Origin of the sequence: Sphingobium sp. B7D2B (assembly GCF_025961895.1) — a bacterium.
Classification (GTDB): Bacteria; Pseudomonadota; Alphaproteobacteria; order Sphingomonadales; family Sphingomonadaceae; genus Sphingobium.
Window position 1 is genome coordinate 244,488 of record NZ_JAOQOM010000001.1, and the last position, 21,336, is coordinate 265,823.

22 protein-coding genes are annotated in these 21,336 nt (G+C 66.2%); 12 read left to right on the plus strand and 10 right to left on the minus strand.

Going from position 1 to position 21,336, the window contains the following annotated elements:
* Positions 1-11: 11 nt before the first annotated feature.
* From M2341_RS01150 to M2341_RS01175, 6 genes are all read left to right on the plus strand, one after another.
* Complete coding sequence (locus tag M2341_RS01150; protein WP_264583911.1) at positions 12-1,766, plus strand: ATP-binding cassette domain-containing protein; 1,755 nt, start codon at positions 12-14, stop codon at positions 1,764-1,766.
* Positions 1,763-2,947: an ABC transporter permease gene (locus tag M2341_RS01155; RefSeq protein ID WP_264583912.1), complete on the plus strand. Its 1,185-nt coding sequence runs from the start codon at positions 1,763-1,765 to the stop codon at positions 2,945-2,947. Before M2341_RS01150 ends, M2341_RS01155 begins: the two co-directional genes overlap by 4 nt.
* Positions 2,947-4,059, plus strand: coding sequence for an ABC transporter permease (locus M2341_RS01160; RefSeq protein WP_264583913.1), 1,113 nt, complete (start codon positions 2,947-2,949; stop codon positions 4,057-4,059). Before M2341_RS01155 ends, M2341_RS01160 begins: the two co-directional genes overlap by 1 nt.
* Before the next feature lie 5 nt (positions 4,060-4,064).
* Positions 4,065-5,516 carry an efflux transporter outer membrane subunit gene (locus M2341_RS01165; RefSeq protein WP_264583914.1) on the plus strand — a complete coding sequence of 484 codons (1,452 nt, stop codon included), beginning with the start codon at positions 4,065-4,067 and terminating at the stop codon, positions 5,514-5,516.
* A gap of 531 nt (positions 5,517-6,047) precedes the next feature.
* Complete coding sequence (gene dnaA, locus M2341_RS01170) at positions 6,048-7,460, plus strand: chromosomal replication initiator protein DnaA (protein ID WP_264585960.1); 1,413 nt, start codon at positions 6,048-6,050, stop codon at positions 7,458-7,460.
* Positions 7,461-7,840: 380 nt separating this feature from the next.
* Positions 7,841-8,443, plus strand: coding sequence for a murein L,D-transpeptidase catalytic domain family protein (locus M2341_RS01175; protein ID WP_264574062.1), 603 nt, complete (start codon positions 7,841-7,843; stop codon positions 8,441-8,443).
* Positions 8,444-8,476: 33 nt separating this feature from the next.
* On the opposite strand, the gene M2341_RS01180 is transcribed toward M2341_RS01175, so the two are convergent.
* The 3 genes from M2341_RS01180 to M2341_RS01190 are packed head-to-tail and all read right to left on the minus strand — an operon-like array spanning position 8,477 to position 10,966.
* Positions 8,477-9,673, minus strand: a complete 1,197-nt coding sequence (locus tag M2341_RS01180; RefSeq protein WP_264583915.1) for a L,D-transpeptidase family protein — start codon at positions 9,671-9,673, stop codon at positions 8,477-8,479.
* 30 nt (positions 9,674-9,703) lie between these two features.
* A complete protein-coding gene (locus tag M2341_RS01185; RefSeq protein WP_264583916.1) occupies positions 9,704-10,678 on the minus strand; it encodes a TauD/TfdA family dioxygenase in 975 nt (324 codons plus the stop codon).
* Positions 10,679-10,735: 57 nt separating this feature from the next.
* Entirely contained in the window at positions 10,736-10,966 is a 231-nt protein-coding gene (locus tag M2341_RS01190) for a zinc-finger domain-containing protein (protein WP_181561563.1), read from the minus strand.
* Positions 10,967-11,089: 123 nt separating this feature from the next.
* Between M2341_RS01190 and M2341_RS01195 the strand changes: the two genes are divergently transcribed.
* Both M2341_RS01195 and M2341_RS01200 read left to right on the plus strand, forming a co-directional pair.
* Positions 11,090-11,749 carry a hypothetical protein gene (locus tag M2341_RS01195; protein WP_264583917.1) on the plus strand — a complete coding sequence of 220 codons (660 nt, stop codon included), beginning with the start codon at positions 11,090-11,092 and terminating at the stop codon, positions 11,747-11,749.
* 108 nt (positions 11,750-11,857) lie between these two features.
* Positions 11,858-13,471 (plus strand): ABC-F family ATP-binding cassette domain-containing protein, encoded by a 1,614-nt coding sequence (locus M2341_RS01200; protein WP_264583918.1) that lies wholly within the window; start codon positions 11,858-11,860, stop codon positions 13,469-13,471.
* 10 nt (positions 13,472-13,481) lie between these two features.
* Here the strand turns inward: M2341_RS01200 and M2341_RS01205 are convergent, their stop codons facing one another.
* From M2341_RS01205 to M2341_RS01225, 5 genes are all read right to left on the minus strand, one after another.
* A complete protein-coding gene (locus tag M2341_RS01205; RefSeq protein ID WP_264583919.1) occupies positions 13,482-13,814 on the minus strand; it encodes a zf-TFIIB domain-containing protein in 333 nt (110 codons plus the stop codon).
* Between the two features lie 333 nt (positions 13,815-14,147).
* Positions 14,148-14,672 (minus strand): 30S ribosomal protein S9, encoded by a 525-nt coding sequence (rpsI, locus tag M2341_RS01210; RefSeq protein WP_264583920.1) that lies wholly within the window; start codon positions 14,670-14,672, stop codon positions 14,148-14,150.
* On the minus strand, positions 14,672-15,151 hold the full coding sequence (rplM, locus tag M2341_RS01215; RefSeq protein WP_264583921.1) for a 50S ribosomal protein L13: 480 nt from the start codon (positions 15,149-15,151) through the stop codon (positions 14,672-14,674). The genes rpsI and rplM overlap by 1 nt, the downstream gene beginning before the upstream one ends.
* Before the next feature lie 145 nt (positions 15,152-15,296).
* On the minus strand, positions 15,297-15,629 hold the full coding sequence (gene cutA / locus M2341_RS01220; RefSeq protein WP_264583922.1) for a divalent-cation tolerance protein CutA: 333 nt from the start codon (positions 15,627-15,629) through the stop codon (positions 15,297-15,299).
* On the minus strand, positions 15,626-16,759 hold the full coding sequence (locus M2341_RS01225; RefSeq protein WP_264583923.1) for a COX15/CtaA family protein: 1,134 nt from the start codon (positions 16,757-16,759) through the stop codon (positions 15,626-15,628). The genes cutA and M2341_RS01225 overlap by 4 nt, the downstream gene beginning before the upstream one ends.
* 111 nt (positions 16,760-16,870) lie before the next feature.
* Here M2341_RS01225 and M2341_RS01230 point away from each other — a divergent pair, with 111 nt between their 5' ends.
* The 3 genes from M2341_RS01230 (at position 16,871) to M2341_RS01240 (ending at position 18,642) form a co-directional block, all read left to right on the plus strand.
* Entirely contained in the window at positions 16,871-17,254 is a 384-nt protein-coding gene (locus M2341_RS01230; RefSeq protein WP_264583924.1) for a MerC domain-containing protein, read from the plus strand.
* A gap of 131 nt (positions 17,255-17,385) precedes the next feature.
* Positions 17,386-17,775, plus strand: a complete 390-nt coding sequence (locus tag M2341_RS01235; RefSeq protein WP_264577803.1) for a protocatechuate 4,5-dioxygenase subunit alpha — start codon at positions 17,386-17,388, stop codon at positions 17,773-17,775.
* A 3-nt stretch (positions 17,776-17,778) separates the two neighbouring features.
* Entirely contained in the window at positions 17,779-18,642 is an 864-nt protein-coding gene (locus M2341_RS01240) for a class III extradiol dioxygenase family protein (RefSeq protein WP_264571590.1), read from the plus strand.
* A gap of 165 nt (positions 18,643-18,807) precedes the next feature.
* Here the strand turns inward: M2341_RS01240 and M2341_RS01245 are convergent, their stop codons facing one another.
* Positions 18,808-19,956, minus strand: coding sequence for an L-lactate dehydrogenase (locus M2341_RS01245; protein ID WP_264583925.1), 1,149 nt, complete (start codon positions 19,954-19,956; stop codon positions 18,808-18,810).
* 350 nt (positions 19,957-20,306) lie between these two features.
* On the opposite strand from M2341_RS01245, the gene M2341_RS01250 reads away from it, so the two are divergent.
* On the plus strand, positions 20,307-20,606 hold the full coding sequence (locus tag M2341_RS01250) for a hypothetical protein (protein WP_264574073.1): 300 nt from the start codon (positions 20,307-20,309) through the stop codon (positions 20,604-20,606).
* A gap of 73 nt (positions 20,607-20,679) precedes the next feature.
* Here M2341_RS01250 and M2341_RS01255 read toward each other — a convergent pair whose 3' ends face one another.
* Positions 20,680-21,336 (minus strand): glutathione S-transferase family protein, encoded by a 657-nt coding sequence (locus M2341_RS01255; RefSeq protein ID WP_264583926.1) that lies wholly within the window; start codon positions 21,334-21,336, stop codon positions 20,680-20,682.

The window sequence follows — 21,336 nt, forward strand, 5'->3', positions numbered from 1 at the left end:
GGTAGGCCGATATGAGTGACCTCGCGCCAGTCGCTGGCGATGGCCAGCCGGTTGCGACGGCCACGGGGATCGTGAAAGCGTTCGGCGACACGCGCGCGCTCGGCGGGGTCGATTTGGTTGTGGTGCCGGGCAAGGTTACCGGGCTGGTGGGGCCGGATGGTGCCGGCAAGACAACGTTGATTCGCGTGCTGGCCGGGTTGATGCGGGCGGATGAAGGCACCGTTTCCATTCTCGGCGCGCCGCCTGCCGATCGCCTTGATTCGATCGGCTACATGCCGCAGCGCTTCGGCCTCTATGAAGACCTGACCGTGCGCGAGAATCTCGTCCTTTATGCCGAGATGCGGGGTCTGCCGCGCGATGCGCAGGAGAGCGTCTTCAAGCGCCTCCTCGAATTCACCGACCTTGCCCGCTTTCAGGCGCGCCCGGCCGGCAAGCTCTCGGGTGGCATGAAGCAGAAGCTGGGCTTGGCCTGCGCGCTGGTGAGCACGCCGCCATTGTTGTTGCTCGACGAGCCGGGCGTGGGCGTCGATCCGATCAGCCGCCGCGAGTTGTGGGCCATGGTTGCCGAGCTGACCAAGGAGGGCATCGGCGTGCTCTGGTCCACCGCCTATCTCGATGAGGCCGAGCTGTGCGACACGGTGTACCTGCTGAGCGAGGGACGGACGCTGTTCACCGGCCCGCCGGCCACGCTGACCGATGCGATCAGCGACCGCGTGATTCGGGTCACCGGCTTTGCGGAGCGTCGGCGGCAGGCGCTCACCCGCGCACTCGACCGGCTGGACGTGATCGACGGCACCTTGCAGGGCCGCGCGATCCGCCTGCTCATCGGCGAAGGCCATGCGGTGCCTGATGCCGATGCACTCGATATGGGGCCGGAAACGCAGGTGTCTCGGGCACCCGCGCGCTTCGAGGATGGGTTCATCGAGCGGCTGGGGGGCGGGCCGGAAGGGACCAGCGCGCTGGCGGCGGCCTATCGCGAGATTCCCGCCAGCGATGCACCGGCCATCGAAGCCAGGGGGCTGACCAAAAGATTCGGCGACTTCACGGCGGCGCGCGATGTGAGCTTCACTGTTCCGCGTGGCCGAATTTTCGGCCTGCTGGGGCCAAATGGTGCTGGCAAATCGACCACGTTCAAGATGCTGTGTGGCCTGCTCACGCCGAGTGAGGGCAGCGGATCGGTCGCCGGGCACGATTTGCGCCGGGCCGCCGCACAGGCCCGCGGATCGCTGGGCTATATGGCCCAGAAATTCTCGCTCTATGGCGATCTGTCGGTCGCCCAGAATCTCGATTTCTTCGCCGGCGCTTATGATCTGTCCGGCGGGCAGGCGCGCGCGGCGATCGAGCGGGTGACGGACATTTTCGAGCTCGGCGGTAACCTCAAGCGCAATGCCGGGACGCTGCCGCTCGGCTTCAAGCAGCGCCTCGCTCTGGCCTGCGCGGTGATGCACGAGCCGCCGGTGCTGTTCCTGGATGAGCCGACATCCGGTGTCGATCCGGTGATGCGTCGCGAGTTCTGGACGCATATCAACGGACTCGTCCGGCGCGGCGTCACGGTACTGGTCACCACCCATTTCATGGACGAGGCCGAATATTGCGACGATGTGACGCTCATCTATCGCGCGCAGCAGATCGCTAGCGGTCCGCCGGATTCGCTCAAGGCGAAAGCTGGCGAACTGACCGGCAAGGATGATCCGACGATGGAGGATGCGTTCATCGCCCTCATTGAGGCGTCCGACGCCGACAGGGACGCGGAGGCAGCGGCATGAGCAGGGCCGATCCCGATCCGACGCTGGCGCAGGTGGAGGCAAGTGCCGGCGCCATGGGAGGCGCTTCGCGCCGCCGGCTGCTGGCGCTGATCGTCAAGGAATATGCCCAGATCCGGCGCGATCCTTCGACCTTCCTCATCGCCTTTGCGATGCCGCTGCTGCTGCTCTTCCTCTTCGGCTATGCGATTTCTCTCGATCCGCGCGACACCAAGATCGCTTTGGTCGTGCAGGATGACAGCGCGCCGGCCGCGCGGCTGGCGCAGGCCTATGCCCATTCGCCCTATTTCCAGGTCACCCCGCTCAATGCCGTGCTGCCTGCCCGCGCGCTGATGCAGCAGGGGGCTATTCGCGGCTTCGTCGTCATTCCGCCCGATTTCGGCCGAGCCATGGCGCAGGGCACGCCGCAACCAATCCAGATCGTCACCGATGGCACTCAGCCCAATCAGGCGAACTTCGTCGCCAGCTATGCCGAGGGGGTGCGCCAGACATGGATGGCCGACGAGCAGGGGATGCGCCTCGGGCGCCGGGCTGCGCCGCCCATCGATGTCTCCCAGCGCATGTGGTTCAATCCGGGCCTGCAGAGCCGCTATTTCCTCGTGCCCGGCGCCATCGCCATCGTGATGACGATGATCGGGACGCTGCTCACTGCACTGGTCGTCGCGCGTGAATGGGAGCGCGGCACCATGGAGGCGCTGCTGGCCACGCCGATGCGGATGACCGAGTTCATCCTCTCCAAGGTGCTGCCCTATTTCCTGCTCGGCATGGTCTCCATGGCGCTGTGCACGGTGATTGCCGTGACCGCCTTCGGGCTGCCCTTCCACGGGTCGATCTTTGCCCTGTTCGCCATCGCTGCCGCCTTTCTGCTGCCGGCGCTGGGGCTGGGGCTGTTCATCTCGGCAACGACGCGCAACCAGTTCGTGGCCAGCCAGGTGGCGTTGCTCGCCTCCTTCCTCCCGACCTTCCTGCTCTCCGGCTTTATCTTCGAGATCGGGTCGATGCCCTGGCCGATCCAGGCGCTGACCTATGCCGTGCCGGCGCGCTACCTCATTCCCGCGCTGCAAACCGTGTTCATGGCCGGCGACATCTGGGCGATCATCCTGCCCAACATCCTCATCATGCTGGGCTTTGGCCTGCTGTTCTTCATCCTCTGCTTCCGCGCGACGCGGCGGAGCCTTGACTGATGGCCGCCCGCTTCACCCGCCTGCGCGCGATGATCGTCAAGGAAATCTGGGCGCTGCTGCGCGATCCCAAGTCGCGCATCGTGCTCGTGCTGCCGCCGCTGATTCAGTTGCTGATCTTCACCTTCGCCACCACGCTGGACGTCAAGAATGTCGACATCGGCCTCGTCGATCGCTCCGGCGGCGCCCATGCGCAGGAATTGCTCCAGCGCATTGAGGGCAGTCCGCGCTTTCGGGACGTCATCCTACTGCCCTCCATGGCGGCGATGGAAGAGGCGATCGACGAGCAGAAGGTGCTGGCGGCGCTCGTCATCCAGGAGGATTTCGATCAGCGCCTTGCGCGTGGGCAAAGCGCGACGCTGGGCCTGGTGCTGGATGGCCGCCGGTCCAATGCTGCGCAGATCGTCGCGGGCTATGTGAGCCAGATCGCGGCGGGCTATGGGGCGGAACTGGCGCCGATCAGTGCGCGCATGGCCAGCGGCAGCGCGGTGACGCATTGGTATAATCCCAGCCTCGATTATATGTGGTTCACCCTGCCGGGGCTGGTGGCGCTGATCATCTCCATCGCCGGCATTGCCATCACCTCGCAGGCTGTGGCGCGGGAGCGGGAACTTGGGACGTTCGATCAGCTGATGGTCTCGCCCATGCGGGTGCATGAGATTCTCATCGGCATGATGGTGCCGCCGCTCTTGGTCGGCATGGTCAATGGCGTGTTGTTTCTGGTGGTGGCGCAGGTTGCCTTCGGGGTGCCTTTCACCGGCTCCTTCCTGCTCTTCCTCATCGCGATGCTCTTTTACCAGCTTGCCCTCATCGGCCTGGGTCTGCTCGTCTCGGCTATGTCGATGACGCAGCAGCAGGCGTTTCTCGGCTCGTTCATCGTCACCGTGCCGCTCATCCTGCTCTCCGGCTATGCCGCGCCGATCGAGAATATGCCGGACTGGTTGCAGATCATTACGCACGCCGATCCGGTCCGCTATTTCCTCATCATCGTGCAGGGCCTGTTCTTGAAGGCCATGCCCGCCGCCGTCGTGTTCCATCAGCTCTGGCCGCTTGGCGTCATAGCCCTCGTCTCTCTGAGTGCGGCGGCCTGGCTGTTCCGTGCCCGAATGGAGTGAAGTCCATGCGTGTTACCCCTCTCCCTCCGCTCGCCGGCGCTGCGCTGGCACCGCTGCTGCTCTCCGCCTGTGCGCTCGGTCCCGCCTATGCGCCGCCGCAGACCCAACTGGCGGATCGCTGGCTGGGCGAGGCTGGGACAGGCGCCGTGAAGGCCGAGCGGTGGTGGGAGCAGTTGCACGATCCCATGCTAAACGGACTGGTCGAGCAGATGCTGGCCGGCAATCCCGATCTGCGCGAGGCACAGGCGCGGGTCGCGGAGGCGCGGGCGAATCGTGATGCCGCGCGCGGCGGGCGCCTGCCGCAGGTGACGACGAGTGCGAGCGGCAATCAGGTGGTGCTGAGCGAGAATGGCCAGATGCCGCTGGGCCAGATTCCCGGTTTCGCGCGGGACTTCCCGCTGTTCGATGTCGGCTTCGACGCCAGCTGGGAGCTTGATCTGTGGGGCAGGCAGGCGCGCCAGAGTGAGGCCGCGCAGGCGCGTAGCGAGGCGGCGGCGCTTTCGGCGCAGGCGGTGCGGATGCAATTGATCGCCGAACTGGCGCGGGCTTATGTTGGTCTGCGGCAGGCGCAGGCGGATCTTGCGGTCGGGCAGGAGATGCTTGCCGCGCGCACGCAGCTCGCCGATCTGGCAGGGCTGCTGGAGCGTGCTGGCGAAACCAATGCCATCGATGCCGGCCGCGCGCGGGGCGAGGCCGAGACTGCCCGGCTCGCGGTGACGCAGGCGCAAGCCGGCGTGCGGAGCGCAGCGGTGCAGGTGGCGCGGCTGGTCGGCAAGGAACCCGCCGCGCTGGTCCCGCAACTGGAGCGGCCGGGCGCCATTCCTGCGCCGCCGCCGGCCATTGCGGCGGGCCTGCCGTCCGAGCTGTTGCGGCGTCGGCCGGATATTCTCGGCGCCGAGCGGGAGCTGGCGGCAGCCACGGCCGACATCGGCGCGGCGCGGGCCGATCTGTTCCCGCGCCTGTCGCTCAGCCTGGCTGTCGGCCAGCAGGCCCGCGCGATCGGCGATCTGGTGAGCGGGGACAGCACCCGGCTGCAGGGCGGGGGCGGTCTGTTCTGGCCGCTGTTTAACGGCGGGCGGGCGCGGGCGATGGTGCGTGCGGCCGATGCGCGCGCGCAGGCAGCGGCGGCCCGCTATGATGGCGCCGTGGTCGGCGCGCTGGCGGACAGTGAAGACGCGATCAATCGATTCGACCGCAGCGTGGAGGGGCTCACCGCTGCACGCGAGACGCTGGCGCGGGAAGAGGCTGCCTATGCGCTGGTGTCCCGCCGCCAGGCCGCTGGCGAGGACGACCGGCTCGCCCTGGCGCGGGCCGATCTGGCGCGTCAGTCCGCGATGCAGCAGCTGAACCGTGCGCAGGCGGGTGCGGTTCAGGCGGCGATTGCACTCCACAAGGCATTGGGCGGTGGCTGGACGTCCGAGTCGCAGGCCTCGATGCAACCCGACGGAGCGCGCTGAGCGAGCCGTGTGAGAACAAGAAGAGGACAAGCGCAAATGGTGTCCGAACGGTTAAACTTTCGGGGCGCAGGAGCGCCGTGACCTGATCTTCGGAATCCCAACGATTCGCAGCGGGCGCAGCAAATTCCGGCCTCTCAAGGCTGGAAAAACGTGCTATATATCAGTGCCTTATCTGTTTAACCGTCCTTCCGGTCGGGATTCCGTGGTCAAGCATTTTATTTCAGATTTTTGACAGAGGGCGTGCTTGATCGGGGGGGCGAGCACTGCCACAACTTGCCCTCGGCGGGGCTCGAATCGTAGCCTCGTCATACAGCGGTCTGAGTTGAACACTGGACGTGGGAGGGGCACTCCCGCGAGGGATTTTCGCGTCCAGCGTCTGACAGCAGATCACCTGCGAGGAGTAGGACGATCGGGGATCGGGAAGACATGGGGCAACACGTGAATCAGCAACATTTCAGCAGCGTTGCCGACGACATCGGGCCAGCCGACATCGGCGAGCAGCCCGAGCGCGCGGCGCTGGAACAGGCATGGATGGAGATCCGCGCGGGGCTGCGCAGGGCCGTCGGGGTTCGCCTGTTCGATCAATGGATTCGGCCGTTGCGGCTGGGCAGCTTCTGCGCCCAGTCCGGCACGCTCGATATCGAGGCGCCGTCGGAATTCGCGGCGAGCTACGTCTCCAGCAATTTCGCCACGCGCATCGCACTGGCCTGGCGCACGACGCCCGTCGGCGTGCATGATCTGCGCATCGTTCGCGCCAGCGAGGCGCCTGAAACGGTGCCGGTCACCCCGCGCGGCTTCCGCCCACAGGAGAGCGCGGCGCGTCCGAGCCAGTCGACGCGGGCGCTTGCCTCCTCGCAAGACGCATCGACCAACCGGGAGTCGGCCGGGCGGCGCGCTGCGCAACGCTTCGAGCCGCGTCACGATTTCGCCGGCTTCATGACGGACGAGAGCAATGTGCTGGCGGCGTCGGCTGCCAAGGCCATGGCCGGCGCGACCCGCCCGGCCTTCAATCCGCTGTTCATCCACGGCCCGACCGGCTTTGGCAAAACGCACCTCCTCCACGCCATTGCGCAGGCCTATGGCGAGACGCTTGGCGGCAGCACCGGTGCGCCGCCGAGGGAGGGGGCGATCCTCTATATGTCGGCCGAGCGGTTCATGAACGAGTTCGTGGCGGCGATTCGCGCCAACGACACCTTCTCGTTCAAGGCCCGGCTGCGCGAAGCACGGATGCTGCTGGTCGACGACATCCAGTTCATCGCCGGCAAGGGGCCGACACAGGAGGAATTCCTCCATACGCTCAACGATCTCATCGATGCCGGTGCGCGGATCGCGATCGCCGCCGATCGGCCGCCCCAGCAGCTTGGCTCGGTCGATCCGCGCATCCTGTCCCGCCTCGCCGGCGGGCTGGTCGCCGACATCCAGCCTGCAGGCCTCGAGCTGCGCATGAAAATTCTGGAAGCGCGGCGCGAAGCAGTGGCGGACATTGCGGTGCCGGACGACGTCATCGCCCTGCTCGCCGGGGCCATCCGCACCAGCATTCGGGAGCTGGAGGGCGCCTTTAATAAGCTGGTGGCTTATGCCCAGCTCGTCGACAAGGCGATCACCACCGAACTGGCACAGTCGATGTTGGCCGAATCGCTGCGAGCCAGCCACCGGCGCATCACCATCGACGAGATCCAGAAGCTGTGCGCGGCTCATTACCGGATCGACCAGTCCGAAATGCGCTCACAGCGTCGCGCGCGTGCGGTTGCACGTCCGCGTCAGGTGGCGATGTATCTGGCCAAGAAGCTCACGCCGCGCTCGCTGCCGGAAATCGGCCGCGTGTTCGGTGGACGGGACCACAGCACGGTGATCCACGCCGTGAAGACCATCGAGGCGATGCGTCTCGATAATCCCGAGATGGATGCGGATATCCGCACGCTGCAGAAGCAGCTCGAGGGATGAAGGGGTGAAGAGGCGGGCTGGGTGCGGTGTACATCCGGCTCGGCTGGTCACGGGCCGCCGCCAGCCGAGATAATCATGTCCCGCGTCGGCCCGTTTGAGGCGATCAAATGCTCTCCACCCACCCACTACATGCTCCTGCGAAGGCAGGAGCCCAGGGCGGTTTAGGCGGTCCCATGCGCCCTAGGCTCCTGCCTTCGCAGGAGCACGGGGTGGTCAGGTCGTGGGGTTTTCTTCCCCAACGTGCGGCCATCGAAAGGCACGATGCACCGCACGGGACTTGGCAAATGAGGGCTCTTCCCCTATTTTCCGATCTATCGAAGCCTCCGTGGGGACGGGATGCGGGGCGCGTTGCAATCATCGATTGATCGAAAAGAGCCGTCATGTCCGTTGTGCATCGCCGTCAGTTTCTTACGCTCGCTGGAGCCGCCGCATCGGCTGCTCTGGTGCCTGCCAGTGTGCGCGCCGCCGTGCGCACGCCACCGCAATGGGCCAAGCTCGTTGCCAAGGCGGAAGCGGCCATGGACCAGTATAGCATCAAGTTGCGCGACCGGTTCGTCGTGGTGGACTTCTCGCTGCCCTCGGCCGCCGCGCGGATGTTGCTGGTCGATCGCGAGAGCGGCCTCCACCGGCTGCTGACCGTCGCGCACGGGCGTGGGTCCGATCCGGCGCATAGCGGCTTCCTGCACAGCTTCAGCAATGCGCCCGGCTCCAACGCCAGCTCGCGCGGGGCCTATCTCACCGGCGCTCATTATACTGGCCAGCATGGACGCTCGCAGCGGCTGATCGGGCTGGAGACGAGCAACGACAATGCCGAATCGCGCGCCATCGTGATTCACGGCGCCTGGTACAGCAATGACGACATGGTGAAGCGCCTCGGCAAGCTGGGGCGCAGCGAGGGCTGCTTTGCCGTGAGCGAAACGCAGATCAACCCTCTGCTCGACTGGCTCGGCCCCGGACGGATGCTCTACGCCGACAAGGTGTAAGGCGCCGCCACTGACGAGCGTGTTACGGGGCGCCTAGCCAGCCAGACATCCCATGCTGGAGAGTTGCCGGGTCGCTGCGAGGTTGCCGGCGCCGAGGGCTGCGGCAATGTCGCCATCCAGCCCGTAGACATCATCGAACCTGTTGAGCCGGCCTTTCGCATCGGCACGCGCGGTCATGTAGACGATGTAGACCGGAATCGGTGCGGACAGCTTGGCCGTCACGGTGGTGCCGGCGGCGACTGCAGCGTCGATCCGCGCTCGCGTCCAGTCCGTACCGGTGAGCATCGCCACGGCGAGGTCGAACGGTTGGTCCGTGCGCACACAGCCGTGGCTGAAGGTGCGCTCTTCCTTCTCGAACAGGCTCTTGCTCGGCGTATCGTGCAGGAAGATGGCGAGCGGATTGGGCATGTCGATCTTCATCTGCCCGAGTGCATTGCCGGGGCCTGGTTGCTGCACGACCTGCAGGCTGCCGCCCTGCTGGGTCCAGCTATAGCCCCGCGCGCGGGCCGTGGCCGGGCGCGTGCGGATCAACGCGCCGACGCTCTCGCGCACGATCGACTGTGGCACGGTCCACGTCGGGTTGAGGATGACCCCTGTAGCGGTGGTGGCGAATTGCAGCGTCGGCGTGCCGGGTTTGCCCACGATCACCCGGTGGGTGGCTAGCACCGCACCGCGATCGACCAGTTGCGCCACATATTCCGGCACGTTCACGATCAGATAGCGCGGCCCCATGTTGCGGGGCAGCCAGCGCCAGCGTTCGAGATTGGCGCGCAGCCGGGCGCGGTCCGCCACGGCATCGGCCGGCAGGCTCAGCAGCGCGGCCCGAAGCCTGCGATAATCGGCATGGGCGGGGGCCAGCCGGTCCAGCTCGGCAGCGATATCGCCGCTGCTCAGCGCGCGGTCGATCAGGGCGAGCACCGCGTCCGGGCTGAGATTGGGGGTGCGGAAATAGGAGAGGCGGCGCTGGTCGACAGGCACCCGGCCGTTGGCGAGGTCGCGGGCCATCAGGGCAAAGCTGCGGGTGGCGGCGATGTCCAGGCCGCGCTGGTCTCCAGCGCCAAGTGCAGTGGTGAGCCGGTCCAGCTCATAATCGCGCGGATCGAGGCCGTGCGAGTCGATCTTCCGGCCATAATCGAGCAGCGTGGTTGCCGCCGGTCGGGACCAGGGCGTGCTGGCCTGCGCGGGCATCGCGATGAGAAAACATAGAAGAGCGAGCAAGATACGAGGCATGGGCCGTCCTCCCAAGATGATCGGTCCCTCCTAGGCCGGCACCGCAACCCCGCCATGATATGCATCAATCTCCGTCGTCAGGCTGCGCATGGCGGGATGGATCGGCCGTCCGTTCGGGATGTTCAGCCACAGGCGCAACAGCAGGCGGCGCGCATCGGGCGTGTCGTGGAATTGCTGGCGCGAGTGCAGCACGAGGAAATTGTGCCAGAAGAACATCTCGCCGGGCTGCAGCACGAAATCGGCGCGGACATCGGGCCGCAGCGCGATCTCGTCGAACAGGGCGAGCGCCTCGCGGAATGCAGCAGGCAGCTTCTCCGGCTCGCGGCCATGGCGCAGGAACACGCGGTTGTTGAACCCACTGGTCTTGCCATCCAGTGTCCAGAAGAAGGGCAGCGCCTCTTCATGAGGCTGCGGCCGCTGGGGCCAGTCGATATAATGGCCCTCGTAGAGACGGGCGAGAAGATCGGGTCGCTCGCGGGCCATGATGTTGTGGATGGCGAGCAGGCTGACAGCACCACTCTCGCCGCCCTGCGCCGAGGCACGAAGGCCGTAGAGCGAGAGCACTTCGTGAAAATCGGTATGGGAGCGCAGTTCCAGATCGGACGTGTAGCCGCGCGGCGGCCCGCCCTCTTCCTTCTGGACATGGGCGATATGGTCGCCACGCGGGCTTTGCACGACGCCGGCGCCGATATGGGTGCCGAGCCCCCAATAGAGCCGCTCGTGATCTGCCAGATCATAACGGCCCGCATCGATCCCGGAGAGAATGACCGCGCCGCAGCCATGGAAAAGCTGCCAGCGTGCTGCCTTCATGAGCGCGTCGATTTCAGGGCAGGAGAAATCCTCGCGCCGGAGGTCATGCGCGACTCGGCCGCGCACGCGGAGCACGGCGCGATCGATAGCGTCGCGTTGCGCAGGGGAAAGCCGATGGGTGAAGCCTTCGCGTCCACCGATTTCGGCACTGGTCCAGACAGCGGGATCGTCGACCGGCACGGGATGCAATGGCATGGGCGGTCGATCCTCTCCGTTGATGGCCCGGTCTTCGCCGGTTGGGTCGTCAGCCGTTCAGAGGCTGGCGCCGGACGAAATGTCTGGCTTGTTCACGATGTCCGGGGTGTCGGCCGGGCCGCCGGCAAGGACGAAGCGCCGGTCGCAATAGCCGCAGTCGACATAGCCATGCTCGTCGATCTCCAGGAAGATGCGCGGATGCCCCAGCGCAGCGGGGATGCCGTGGCCCGAGCCATCGCAGGAGACTCGGCGAGCATGAACGTGAATGATTTCAGGCGGCGTGTGCATGAGGTTGGCGGTTAGCACCCCCGCCGCCAGCGGGCAATATGGAGGATGCTGTTGATCCCGCGCAAAGCCCGGCGACGATGGCTAACCTATCCTGCGCACATGTTGAAAGACGAGCGGCAGACGATGGGCAACCCATCAGAGCAACAGGACCGCGCGATCGCCGCACGGCTCGCTTATGCCGCTGCACTGGCCTGCGCGTCGCTCGCCCTTGCCTATGTCTGTGGGCAACTCCTCGAATGGCTTGGCCTACTGGGCTCTGCCGGCGGCCCGAATGCTGCCAGCGCCCCGCGCGGGCTGGCGCTGCTGCTCACGCCGTCGCTGTTGCTCGGCCCAGCCTTCGTGATCCTCATGGCCGCCCTGCATCGGCTCGCGCCGCCGGGGCGTCGGGCCTTCAGTCAAAGCGCGTTTGGCTTCGCGATCATGTATGCCACGCTCACGGGCCTCGTCTATTTCGTTCAGCTCACCTTCGTCGCGCCGAGACTGGCCAGCGGCGATACGGCAGGCATCGAGCCTTTTCTCTTCCTGCCCTATCGTAGCTTCCTCTTCGCGGTGGATCTGCTGGGCTACGCTCTGATGAGTCTCGCTACCTTGCTGGCTGCCTTCGCGCTGCCGGGTGGGCGTGGCGGTCGCGCGGCCCATGCAGCCTTGCTCGCCAACGGCCTCCTCATGCCGGCGCTGGCGCTGCAGATGTTCTGGCCGTGGCTGATCTGGGTGGGCGCCTTGTGGGCGCTCAGCTTTCCCGCCGCGATGCTTCTCGTCGCGCGCTTGGTGCGGCGGATTTGATTCCGCGCACGATCGCGCCTACATCGCCCCTTCAACGCCAGCAGGAGCACATCATCATGGACAAGGCACCGGACATCCGCCCGATTGTTCCTTCGTCACAGGTGTTCCATGCCCGGCCCAAATCCCGCTCTTCTCACCCTCGATCACGTCACGCTCGCCCGGCCTGACGGGACGGCGCTTTTCTCTGACCTGACTCTGGCCATCGGGCGGGAGCGGGTCGGCCTTGTCGGGCGCAACGGCGCCGGCAAGTCGAGCCTGCTCGCCATGATCGCCGAGGGCGGCGCGCCGCAGGCGGGGACGATCCACCGGACCGGGCGCATCGGCACCTTACGACAGATCCAGCCGGATGCCGGCAGCGTTGCACAAGCGCTCGGCCTTTCCGATGCGCTGGAGAGACTCGCGCGCCTGGACGGGGGCGAGGGATCGCCGGAGGATGCGGCAGAAGCGGACTGGACTCTGCCCGAGCGCCTTGAGCGAGCGCTGGCCGATGTCGGGTTGACCGGCACGGCTTTGGATCGCGATTGCGCGACGCTGTCGGGCGGGGAACGCACCCGCGTCGGGCTGGCGGCGATGCTGCTTGCCGAGCCCGAACTGCTGCTGCTCGATGAACCCACCAACAATCTCGACGACGCCGGCCGGGCCGCGGTGGGGGAGTTGCTGGCCTGCTGGCCGGGCGGCGCACTCGTCGCCAGCCATGATCGCGCGCTGCTGGAAGGCATGGACCGGATCGTCCAGCTCTCGCCGGTCGGGGCCTTCAGCGTCGGCGGGGGTTGGAGCGCCTTTGTGGCGAGTCGTGACGCGATGCGCGCACGGGCCGAGGACGAGCTGGATCGCAGCCAGCGCACACTCGCCCGGCAGCAGCGGGATGCCCAGGCTCAGGCCGAGCGAAAGGCCCGGCGGGACAAGGCCGGGCGCACTGCCCGGGCGCGGGGGGATCGGCCGCGCATTCTGCTCGGCAAGCGGGCGGAGCAAGCCGAGCAAAGCGGGGCGCGCGAGCGTCATCAGGCTGAGCGCCAGATCGACGCGGCAAGCGAGTCGCTGGAGGCTGCCCGCGCGCAGGTTGAGGTTCTGACGCCGCTGGAAATTCGTCTGCCAGCGGCCCGTCTCCCGCATAATCGCACGGTGTTGCGGTTTGAGGATGTGGTGCTGGCACGGGGCGGGCGCCGGCTGTTCGGCCCGCTGTCCTTTGCTATGACCGGGCCGGAGCGCGTCGCGATCACGGGCCCGAACGGCAGTGGCAAGACCAGCCTTCTGGCCCTGGCGGTCGGCCTGGCCGAGCCGAGCGCGGGGACCATCCATCGCGGGCCGGGCCGGATCGCGCTGCTCGACCAGCATGCCGACCTTCTGAGGCCCGGCCAGACCCTGCAAGCAGCGATGCTGGCCGCGCATCCCGGTATGACCCCGCACATGGCGCATGAGGCGCTGGCTCGCTTCGCCTTTCGCAACCGCGATGCCCTGAAGGATGTCGCGGTGCTGAGCGGCGGCGAGCGGCTGCGCGCCGCCCTGTGCGTGGTCACAAGCGGGCCGGTGCCGCCGCAGCTTTTAATCCTCGATGAGCCGACCAATCATTTCGACATTGAGAGTATTGAGCTGCTCGAGCAGGCACTCGCCGACTATGATGGCGCCTTGCTCGTCGTGAGCCACGATGCTGCGTTTCTGGACCGGATCGGCATCGCGCGGCGGCTCGCACTGGGCGTGGACGGCGCTGGCACGCGACGCTGAATGCCGCCGATCAGTCGAACAGCTCTTCGAGGAACGACTTCTTCCGCTTGGGATAGCCTTTATGCGAGCGGTAGCCGCCGTCTCGATAGCCCTGCTCGCGATATCGCTCGTCGCGGTACGGCTGCTGGATCTGAGGTTGGGGCGGATAAGGCTCGGCGCGGGTCTGCGGCGGGGCGGCAGGCGCCAATTCGGCACTGGCGCGCTCGATAATCTTGTCCAGCTCGCCCCGGTCCAGCCACACGCCACGGCATTGGGGGCAATAATCGATTTCGACGCCTTGGCGCTCGCTCATCACGAGCGGCACGTGGCAAACCGGGCAGGGCATGGATTGGGCTGATGTCATGAAAAACCTCCGATGGAACGATTGTCGATCGGGTGGCTGATGCAGGTGTTCAATAAGTCTGGACCCGGCACCGAGCGCACTCGATGCGGTCCGACATCACGATCCATAGGGGATCGCCAGAGGGGCCCGGCCCGCAGACCCAAAGTAGGTGAGCCCTGTCGTAGGTCAAGCCTTCGCGCGTGAAGCTATGCGCGCTGCGCCCATAATGCGCCTAAAAGAAAAGGGCCGCCCTGAAGAGCAGCCCTTGTTCCGGTCCCGGACGGGATATTCTGAACCTTCTGCGCGTCCGCGGAGCCGGACCATGGTCTGCTCCGCGAAACGACGTCGACGTTCTTAGCGCTTCGAGAACTGGAAGCTGCGGCGAGCCTTGGCGCGGCCGTACTTCTTGCGCTCGACGACGCGCGGATCGCGCGTGAGGAAGCCTTCTGTCTTCACGGCGGCGCGCAGCGTGGGCTCATACTTGCTGAGCGCCTGCGCGATGCCATGCTTCACGGCGCCGGCCTGACCGGAGAGACCGCCACCCTTCACGGTGCAGATCACGTCATACTGGCCGGTGCGGTCGGTGACCGTGAAGGGCTGGTTGATGACGAGACGCAGCGTGGGACGTGCGAAATAGGTTTCCTGATCGCGGCCGTTGACCGTGATCTTGCCGGTGCCGGGCTTCACCCACACGCGGGCGACGGCATCCTTACGACGGCCGGTGGCGTAGGCGCGGCCCTGCTTGTCCAGCTCCTGCTGGCGCAGCGGCGCGTTCGACACCTTCACCGGTGCCTGCACGGCGTCGGTGGCGGCGGGCGCATCGGCGTTACCCTGGGTGAGGTCCTGCAGATCGGACAGCGAGTTGACGGTATCGGACATCAGGCACCAACCTTGTTCTTGCGGTTCATCGCCGCAACATCGAGCACTTCGGGGTTCTGGGCTTCATGCGGATGTTCGCTGCCCGCGAAGACGCGCAGGTTGCGCATCTGCTGACGACCGAGGGGACCGCGCGGAATCATGCGCTCCACGGCCTTCTCCAGCACGCGCTCAGGGAAACGACCCTCGAGCAGCTTCTGCGGAGAGGTCTCCTTGATGCCGCCGGCATAGCCGGTGTGCTTGTAATAGCGCTTGTCGGTCAGCTTGTTGCCGGTGAACTTCACCTTGTCGGCATTGATCACGATGACATTGTCACCGCAGTCGACATGCGGGGTGAAGCTGGGCTTGTGCTTGCCGCGCAGGATGTTCGCGATGATGCTCGCGACGCGACCAACGACGAGACCCTCGGCGTCGATCAGCAACCATTTCTTCTCGACCGTGGCCGGGGTTGCCGGCTTGGTGGTCTTCATGAGCGCCTTCATGGCCTCTTGCCTCCAGGAATGAGTATCCAGAAAATAACAACAGCGGCGCCCCGGAAAAGGCACCGCCCGCGCGGCCCCAATGGCGATGAGGGGGCGGAGAGTCAAGAAAAAGCACGCCCTTGCTGACGGGTATCAGGATACCCTATCAGTCCAGACGGGCGTCGGGCCGGGTTTTTTCGTGCACCCAGGCCGCATAGGCCGGGGTGGTCTGCGCGGGCCAGGTGAGGATCGCGGGGAGATCATAGGCATGGGCCTGCGCAATGGCGGTCATGAGCGCCGCGCAGCGGTCCGGCGCGGCCTTGAACAGCACCACCGTTTCGGCGCTCTGCTCGATGACGCCATCCCACGGATAGATCGAGCAGCCTTCGCCGAGCACATTGGCGCAGGCGGCCAGTCGCTCTTGCACCATCTGGTGGCCCGCCGCTTCAGCCTCCGCGCGCGAACCATAAGGCACGTAGACCAGAGCGATCTCGCTCATGCGCGTGCGGGCGTGAGATCCGATTCGCGATCCCGCTGGCCGAGTCGATGCGCGCCGGCCACGGCGATGGCGAGGAGCAGCGCGCCGATAACCTGATGCGTGACGGCAATGTGCAGCGACACACCGGTCAGCACCGTGCCGATGCCGAGCATCACCTGCACCAGCGTGGCGCCGGTCAGCGCAAAAGAGAGGCGAAGCGCGCCCTGGGCGTGAAGGCGCCCGGCCATCCACAGCATGGCGCCCGCCGCGACCATGGCCCACCAGCGGTGGAGGAAATGGACGAGGAACGGGTCACTGGTCAGCGTCATCCACAAAGATCCCCACCACGCGATGCCGTCAGGCACGAAACGGTCGTTCATCATCGGCCATGTGTTGGAGACATAGCCGGCGCGCAGGCCGGCGGTGAGCGCACCGAGAAGCAACTGGATGAAGAGGATGAGCACGGGGATGGCGCCCGCCCATGTCGGCACGGCCCGTCGCGGCGCGGGGACCGCGGACGTGGTGGGGCTGGCGGGATTGGCGGCATCGTGCCGGGCGAGCCGCAGGAAGTCGCAGGCGGTCCACACCACCGCGCCGAGCAGGATCAGCGCCATGCCCAAATGCGCGGCGAGCATCGCCGGCTGCACGTTCACCCGGTCGACAAGGCCGCTCTTCACCATCAGCCAGCCGACGGCGCCCTGCGCGCCGCCGAGCGCCAGCAGCACCAGCAAGCGGACACCGAAGCCGCGCGGCACGGCGCGACGGAGCGCGAACCAGGCCAGCGGCACGGCATAGGCAAGGCCGATGATGCGGCCGACCAGACGGTGGAAATATTCCCAGAAATAGATGTGTTTGAACGCTTCGAGCGTCATGCCCTTGTTCATCAGCGCATATTGCGAACTGGTGCGATACTGGTCGAACTCTTCCTGCCACTGCGCCTCGTTCATGGGCGGCAGGGTGCCGGTCACCGGCTTCCACTCGGTGATGGAGAGGCCCGATTCGGTCAGGCGGGTGATGCCACCCACCGCCACCATGAAGAGAATCAGGCCCGCGACGACGAACAGCCAGCGTGCCAGCGTGGCGGGACGGCCAAGATGGCGCCCGCCGACCGCGGGCGCACTGGGCGAGGACGAGTGCGCAAGTTCAGCCATCCGGTCCCCATGCGCCGCGGGATCGGCGGAAGCAAGCCCCCCGCATAAAGGCCTCACCCGGAGGCAAAGGATATGTTGTATCTTCCCGCGAGGGGGCGTATGGCCCTTGCAATGAGAACGCTCACCGCACCCCGGATGTGGACAATGCCACAGCTCGACCGGCTGGCCATCGGCCTGTCCGGCCTGTGCGCCGTGCATTGCCTGACGACGGCCATTGCCGTGGGCGTGCTGTCTTCGGTTGCGGGCATTTTCGAGGCGGAGATCATCCATGAGGCCGGCCTGATGATCGCCATGGTGCTGGGCGCGGTGGCGCTCGGCCACGGCGCGCTCAAGCATGGCATGGCGCTGCCGGTCGCAGTCGGCGCGCTCGGCCTCGGCATCATGGCCGGGGCGCTCAGCCTGCCGCATGGCTGGGCCGGCGAGACGCCCTATACGCTGCTCGGCGTCGCCCTGCTTGCCTTCGGTCACGAGCTTAATCGCCGCGCCTTCTGGTGACCCCCTAGCGCCAGGGGCGCTGCGATGACGACCCCCCGCGCGATCAACATCCCCTGCTTGATCAAGGTCAATGTCTGCCCGGCGCGGCGAGCGCAGTGACGGATCCAGTCCTGAAGCAGGAGCATGGATCAATGGGTGCGATCGAAACGATCGAGGCGGGAACGACCGCCAAACGAATCATTCCCGGTACGCCGGTCTTCGACGGTGATGCGGCGGCGCGCGGTTTCGCGCTGAACGCCATGTGCTTTTCGTTCAACGATGCTGCCAATCGCGCCGCCTATCAGGCGGACGAGGAAGCCTATTTCGAGCGCTTCCATCTGAGCGAGGAGCAGCGCGAGGCGGTCCGCGCCCGCAACGTCCTCCAGATGATCGAGGCGGGCGGCAACATCTATTATCTCGCCAAGCTGGCCGGCATCTACGGCCTCAACGTGCAGGATGTGGGGGCGCAGCAGACCGGCATGAGTGTCGAGGCTTTCCGTCAAATGCTGCTTGACGCAGCCCATCAGCAAGAGGAGGCCTGAGCCATGGCGCATATTCTCGGCGGTATCTTTACCAGCCACGTGCCGGCAATCGGCGGCGCCATTGCGCGCGGTCAGGAGCAGGACCCTTATTGGAGCCCGTTCTTCGACGGGTTCAAGCCGATCCATCGCTGGCTTGCGACAGCCAGACCGGACGTTGCGGTGGTCTTCTACAATGACCACGGGCTCAACTTCTTCCTCGACAAGATGCCGACCTTCGCGGTGGGCGCGGCGGACAGCTACCACAATGCCGATGAGGGCTGGGGCCTGCCGGTGCAGAACGGATTCAAGGGCGACGCTGCCCTCTCCTGGCACATCATCGAGGGACTGGTGGAGGACGAATTCGACGTCACGACCTGCCAGTCGATGCTCGTGGATCACGCGCTGGTCGTGCCGTTCCAGCTGTCCTGGCCCGGCGGCGGCCAGTGGCCGGTGCGCATCGTGCCCATCGCCATCAACACCGTGCAGCATCCGCTGCCGAGCCCCAAGCGCTGCCTTGCGCTCGGTCGCGCGGTCGGCAAGGCGCTGCGCAGCTGGCAGGGCGACGAGCGGATCGTGGTGTTCGGCACCGGCGGGCTCTCCCACCAGCTGGATGGGGAACGCGCCGGCTTCATCAACCAGCGCTACGATCAGTTCTGCATGGACAATCTGGGCCCCGATCCGGATGCGCTGACGAAAATCAGCGCGCTGGATATCGTTGAGGAAGCCGGCAGCCAGGGCATCGAAATCGTTAACTGGATCGCGGCGCGCGGGGCCTTGGGCGAGGATGTGGCCGAGGTCAGCCGGAATTATCACATCCCCATTTCCAACACGGCGGCGGCGACGATGTTGCTCGAAAGCGGTTCGACCGCCCTTGAACAGGCGGCCTGACGGGGAGGCTGAATCTCCCCTCCTGTTGAGAGGAGGGGCTGGGGGTGGTGGCGATGCGCCAGCATCGCATAGCCGGCGAATGACTGCGCGGGGGTAACACCACCCCAACCCCTCCTCTGGGCCGCAGGCGAGCGAAGCTCAACAGGAGGGGCTAAGGTTGTTCGCTTACGCCCGCTTGTCGAGCAAATGCGGCCCGGCGTCCGCTACGCGGGCGCAGCCGGTTAGCGCGAGGCCGGAGCGCAGTTCGAGCGCATATTGCGCGAGCATGCGGGAGACGGCGGCTTGTCCCCCGGCGGCGAGGGCGAAGGCCCAGGGGCGGCCGATCATGACGCCCTTGGCACCCAGCGCCAGCATGCGCAGCACATCGAGGCCGTTGCGGATGCCGCCATCGATCAGCACGGTCAGGCGATCACCCACCGCTGCCACGATATCCGGCAGCGCCTGCGCGGTGCCGACCGTGGCATCGAGCTGGCGGCCGCCATGGTTGGAGACGACGATGCCATCGGCACCGATCTCCGCCGCGCGGACTGCGTCGGCCGGGTCCATGATGCCCTTGAGCACCAGCGTGCCGGACCAATGCTCGCGGATGAAGGCCAGATCCTTCCAGGTGACGGACGGATCGAAGTTCTGGCCGCTCCAGCGCAGAAAATCGCCCATGCGCACCTTGCCGTTCATGATCGGCACCAGATTGCCGAGCGTATGCGGGCGGCCATGGAGCCCCACATCCCAGGCCCAGCCGGGATGGGCGAGGATCTCACGCCAGCGCCGGGCCTGACCGCGCAGGCCGGGCGGTCCCGAGAGGCCCGAGCGCTGGTCGCGCCAGCGCGGGCCGGGCAGGGGCAGGTCGACGGTCATGAACAGCGTGTTGCAGCCCAGAGCCTTCACCCGGGCCAGCAGATCGGCGATGAACGCGCGATCCTTCGCCATGTAGAGCTGGAACCAGAAGGGCAGGCCGGTGCCGGCGATTTCTTCGGCTGAGCAGACCGTCACGGTCGAGGCGACCATCGGCACGCCGTTGGCATGGGCGGCGCGGATGGCCTGCGCCTCGCCGCGCCGCGCCAGCAATCCACCCATGCCGATCGGCGCGAGCATCAGGGGCATGGCGAGCTTTTGCCCGAACAGCGTGGTCGAAAGATCGGATGCCGAGACGTCGTTCAGCACTTGCTGCCGCAAGGTGACAGCGCGGACGGCGGCGCTGTTCCGCGCCAAGGCCAGCTCATCGATGCTCCCGCCATCGACATAATCGAACAGGAAGCGCGGTAACCGGCGGCGGGCGGCGTCACGAAGATCGGTGAAGCTGTGCGGCCAGACCATTCAGCGCCGTGCCTCGCGGGCCTTGGCGGGCGCGTTCGACGCCGCCTTCGTCATCCTCATCATCCGGCTCTCCTCACGGGGTGTGCCCCCATTCTATTCGCGCCGGGGAGCGTAGAGCGGATGGCGCGCAAACAAAATAGCGTGCTCTCGATATGGCTGGCGGTGCGCGATGGTGAATTTCGCCAACTATCTGAACGAATAACCAACCAGTGGGAGAGGACTTTTGAAGGCGCTGAGCCTCATGATTTCCAAATTACTGAAAAGACGTGTTTTTATTATTTGGCACGCAAAGTGCAATGCCTTGTGTGTCAGTCACTCGGGACTGAAAAAATTCAGTAGGGAGAACCAACATGTCGAGCAAATTTCATCTGATCGCCGCCGCTGCCGCTATCGCCATCCTGCCGCTGGCCCAGCCGGCGCTGGCCGCGCCTGCCGCGGAGACCACCTATCAGATCCCGGCGAAGGTGCTGAAGCGCGGTGGCCAGACCTTTTATTGCTTCAAGCAGCAGGCGACGACCGGCACGCGCATGTCCCGCCGGGTTTGCGTGACCGAGAAGGAGCTGAGCTATGCCGGCGCGCGGATCGAAGGCGCGGGTGACTCGGTGCAGATCAGCAAGGGCGGCGAAACCCGGATCGCGAGCCAGCGCTGATCGTTCCAGGGCTACAGGCCGGGGGGAGCGTGGGAGCGTGACCCCTCGGCAGCCGGCCGATGGTTAGAAGATTTCAATCCCGGTCCGGCGCGCCAAGCGGGAAATAGTGTCGATAGGGCCTTGCGCCCTCGATGCAGCGGGCAACCGACGGGCGTGCGTTCAGCCGCCCGCGATAGGCACGCAATTCCAGATAGCGCTCGCCGATCGGGTGGACCCAATCGGCATAGAACAGAGCCGGCGCGGCGGCGCAATCCGCCATGCTGAACCCTTGCGGCGAGGCCCAGAGATGCCCGGTCAGCCGCGTTTCCAGCCAGCCATAAATGGTCTCGAGCGCATCGCGCGCGCGCTGGGTGCGCACCGGATCGCTCGCGCCGATGAGGTGGGGCAGGGCCTCGGTCACCGCCGCCTGAACCGGCGTCATCACATGATTGTCGAACACGCGGTCCATGAAGCGCACATCCAGCGCATCATGGGCAGTGGCGGGAATCAAGGGCGCGCGCTCATAGTGGCGCAGGTCGAGATATTCGATGATCGTCGTCGCCTCGATCACCGGTGTGTCCTCATCCACCAGCACCGGGAACTTGCCGAGCGGCCACTGGTCGCGCAGCGCGTCCATCACGCCTTCGTCTTCGACATTGCGCAGCGTGTAGGGCAGTTCCTTCTCGTGCAGTGCGATCATCGCCTTCCAGCTGTAGCTGGAAAAGGGATGGGCGTAGAGGATGTAACTCAC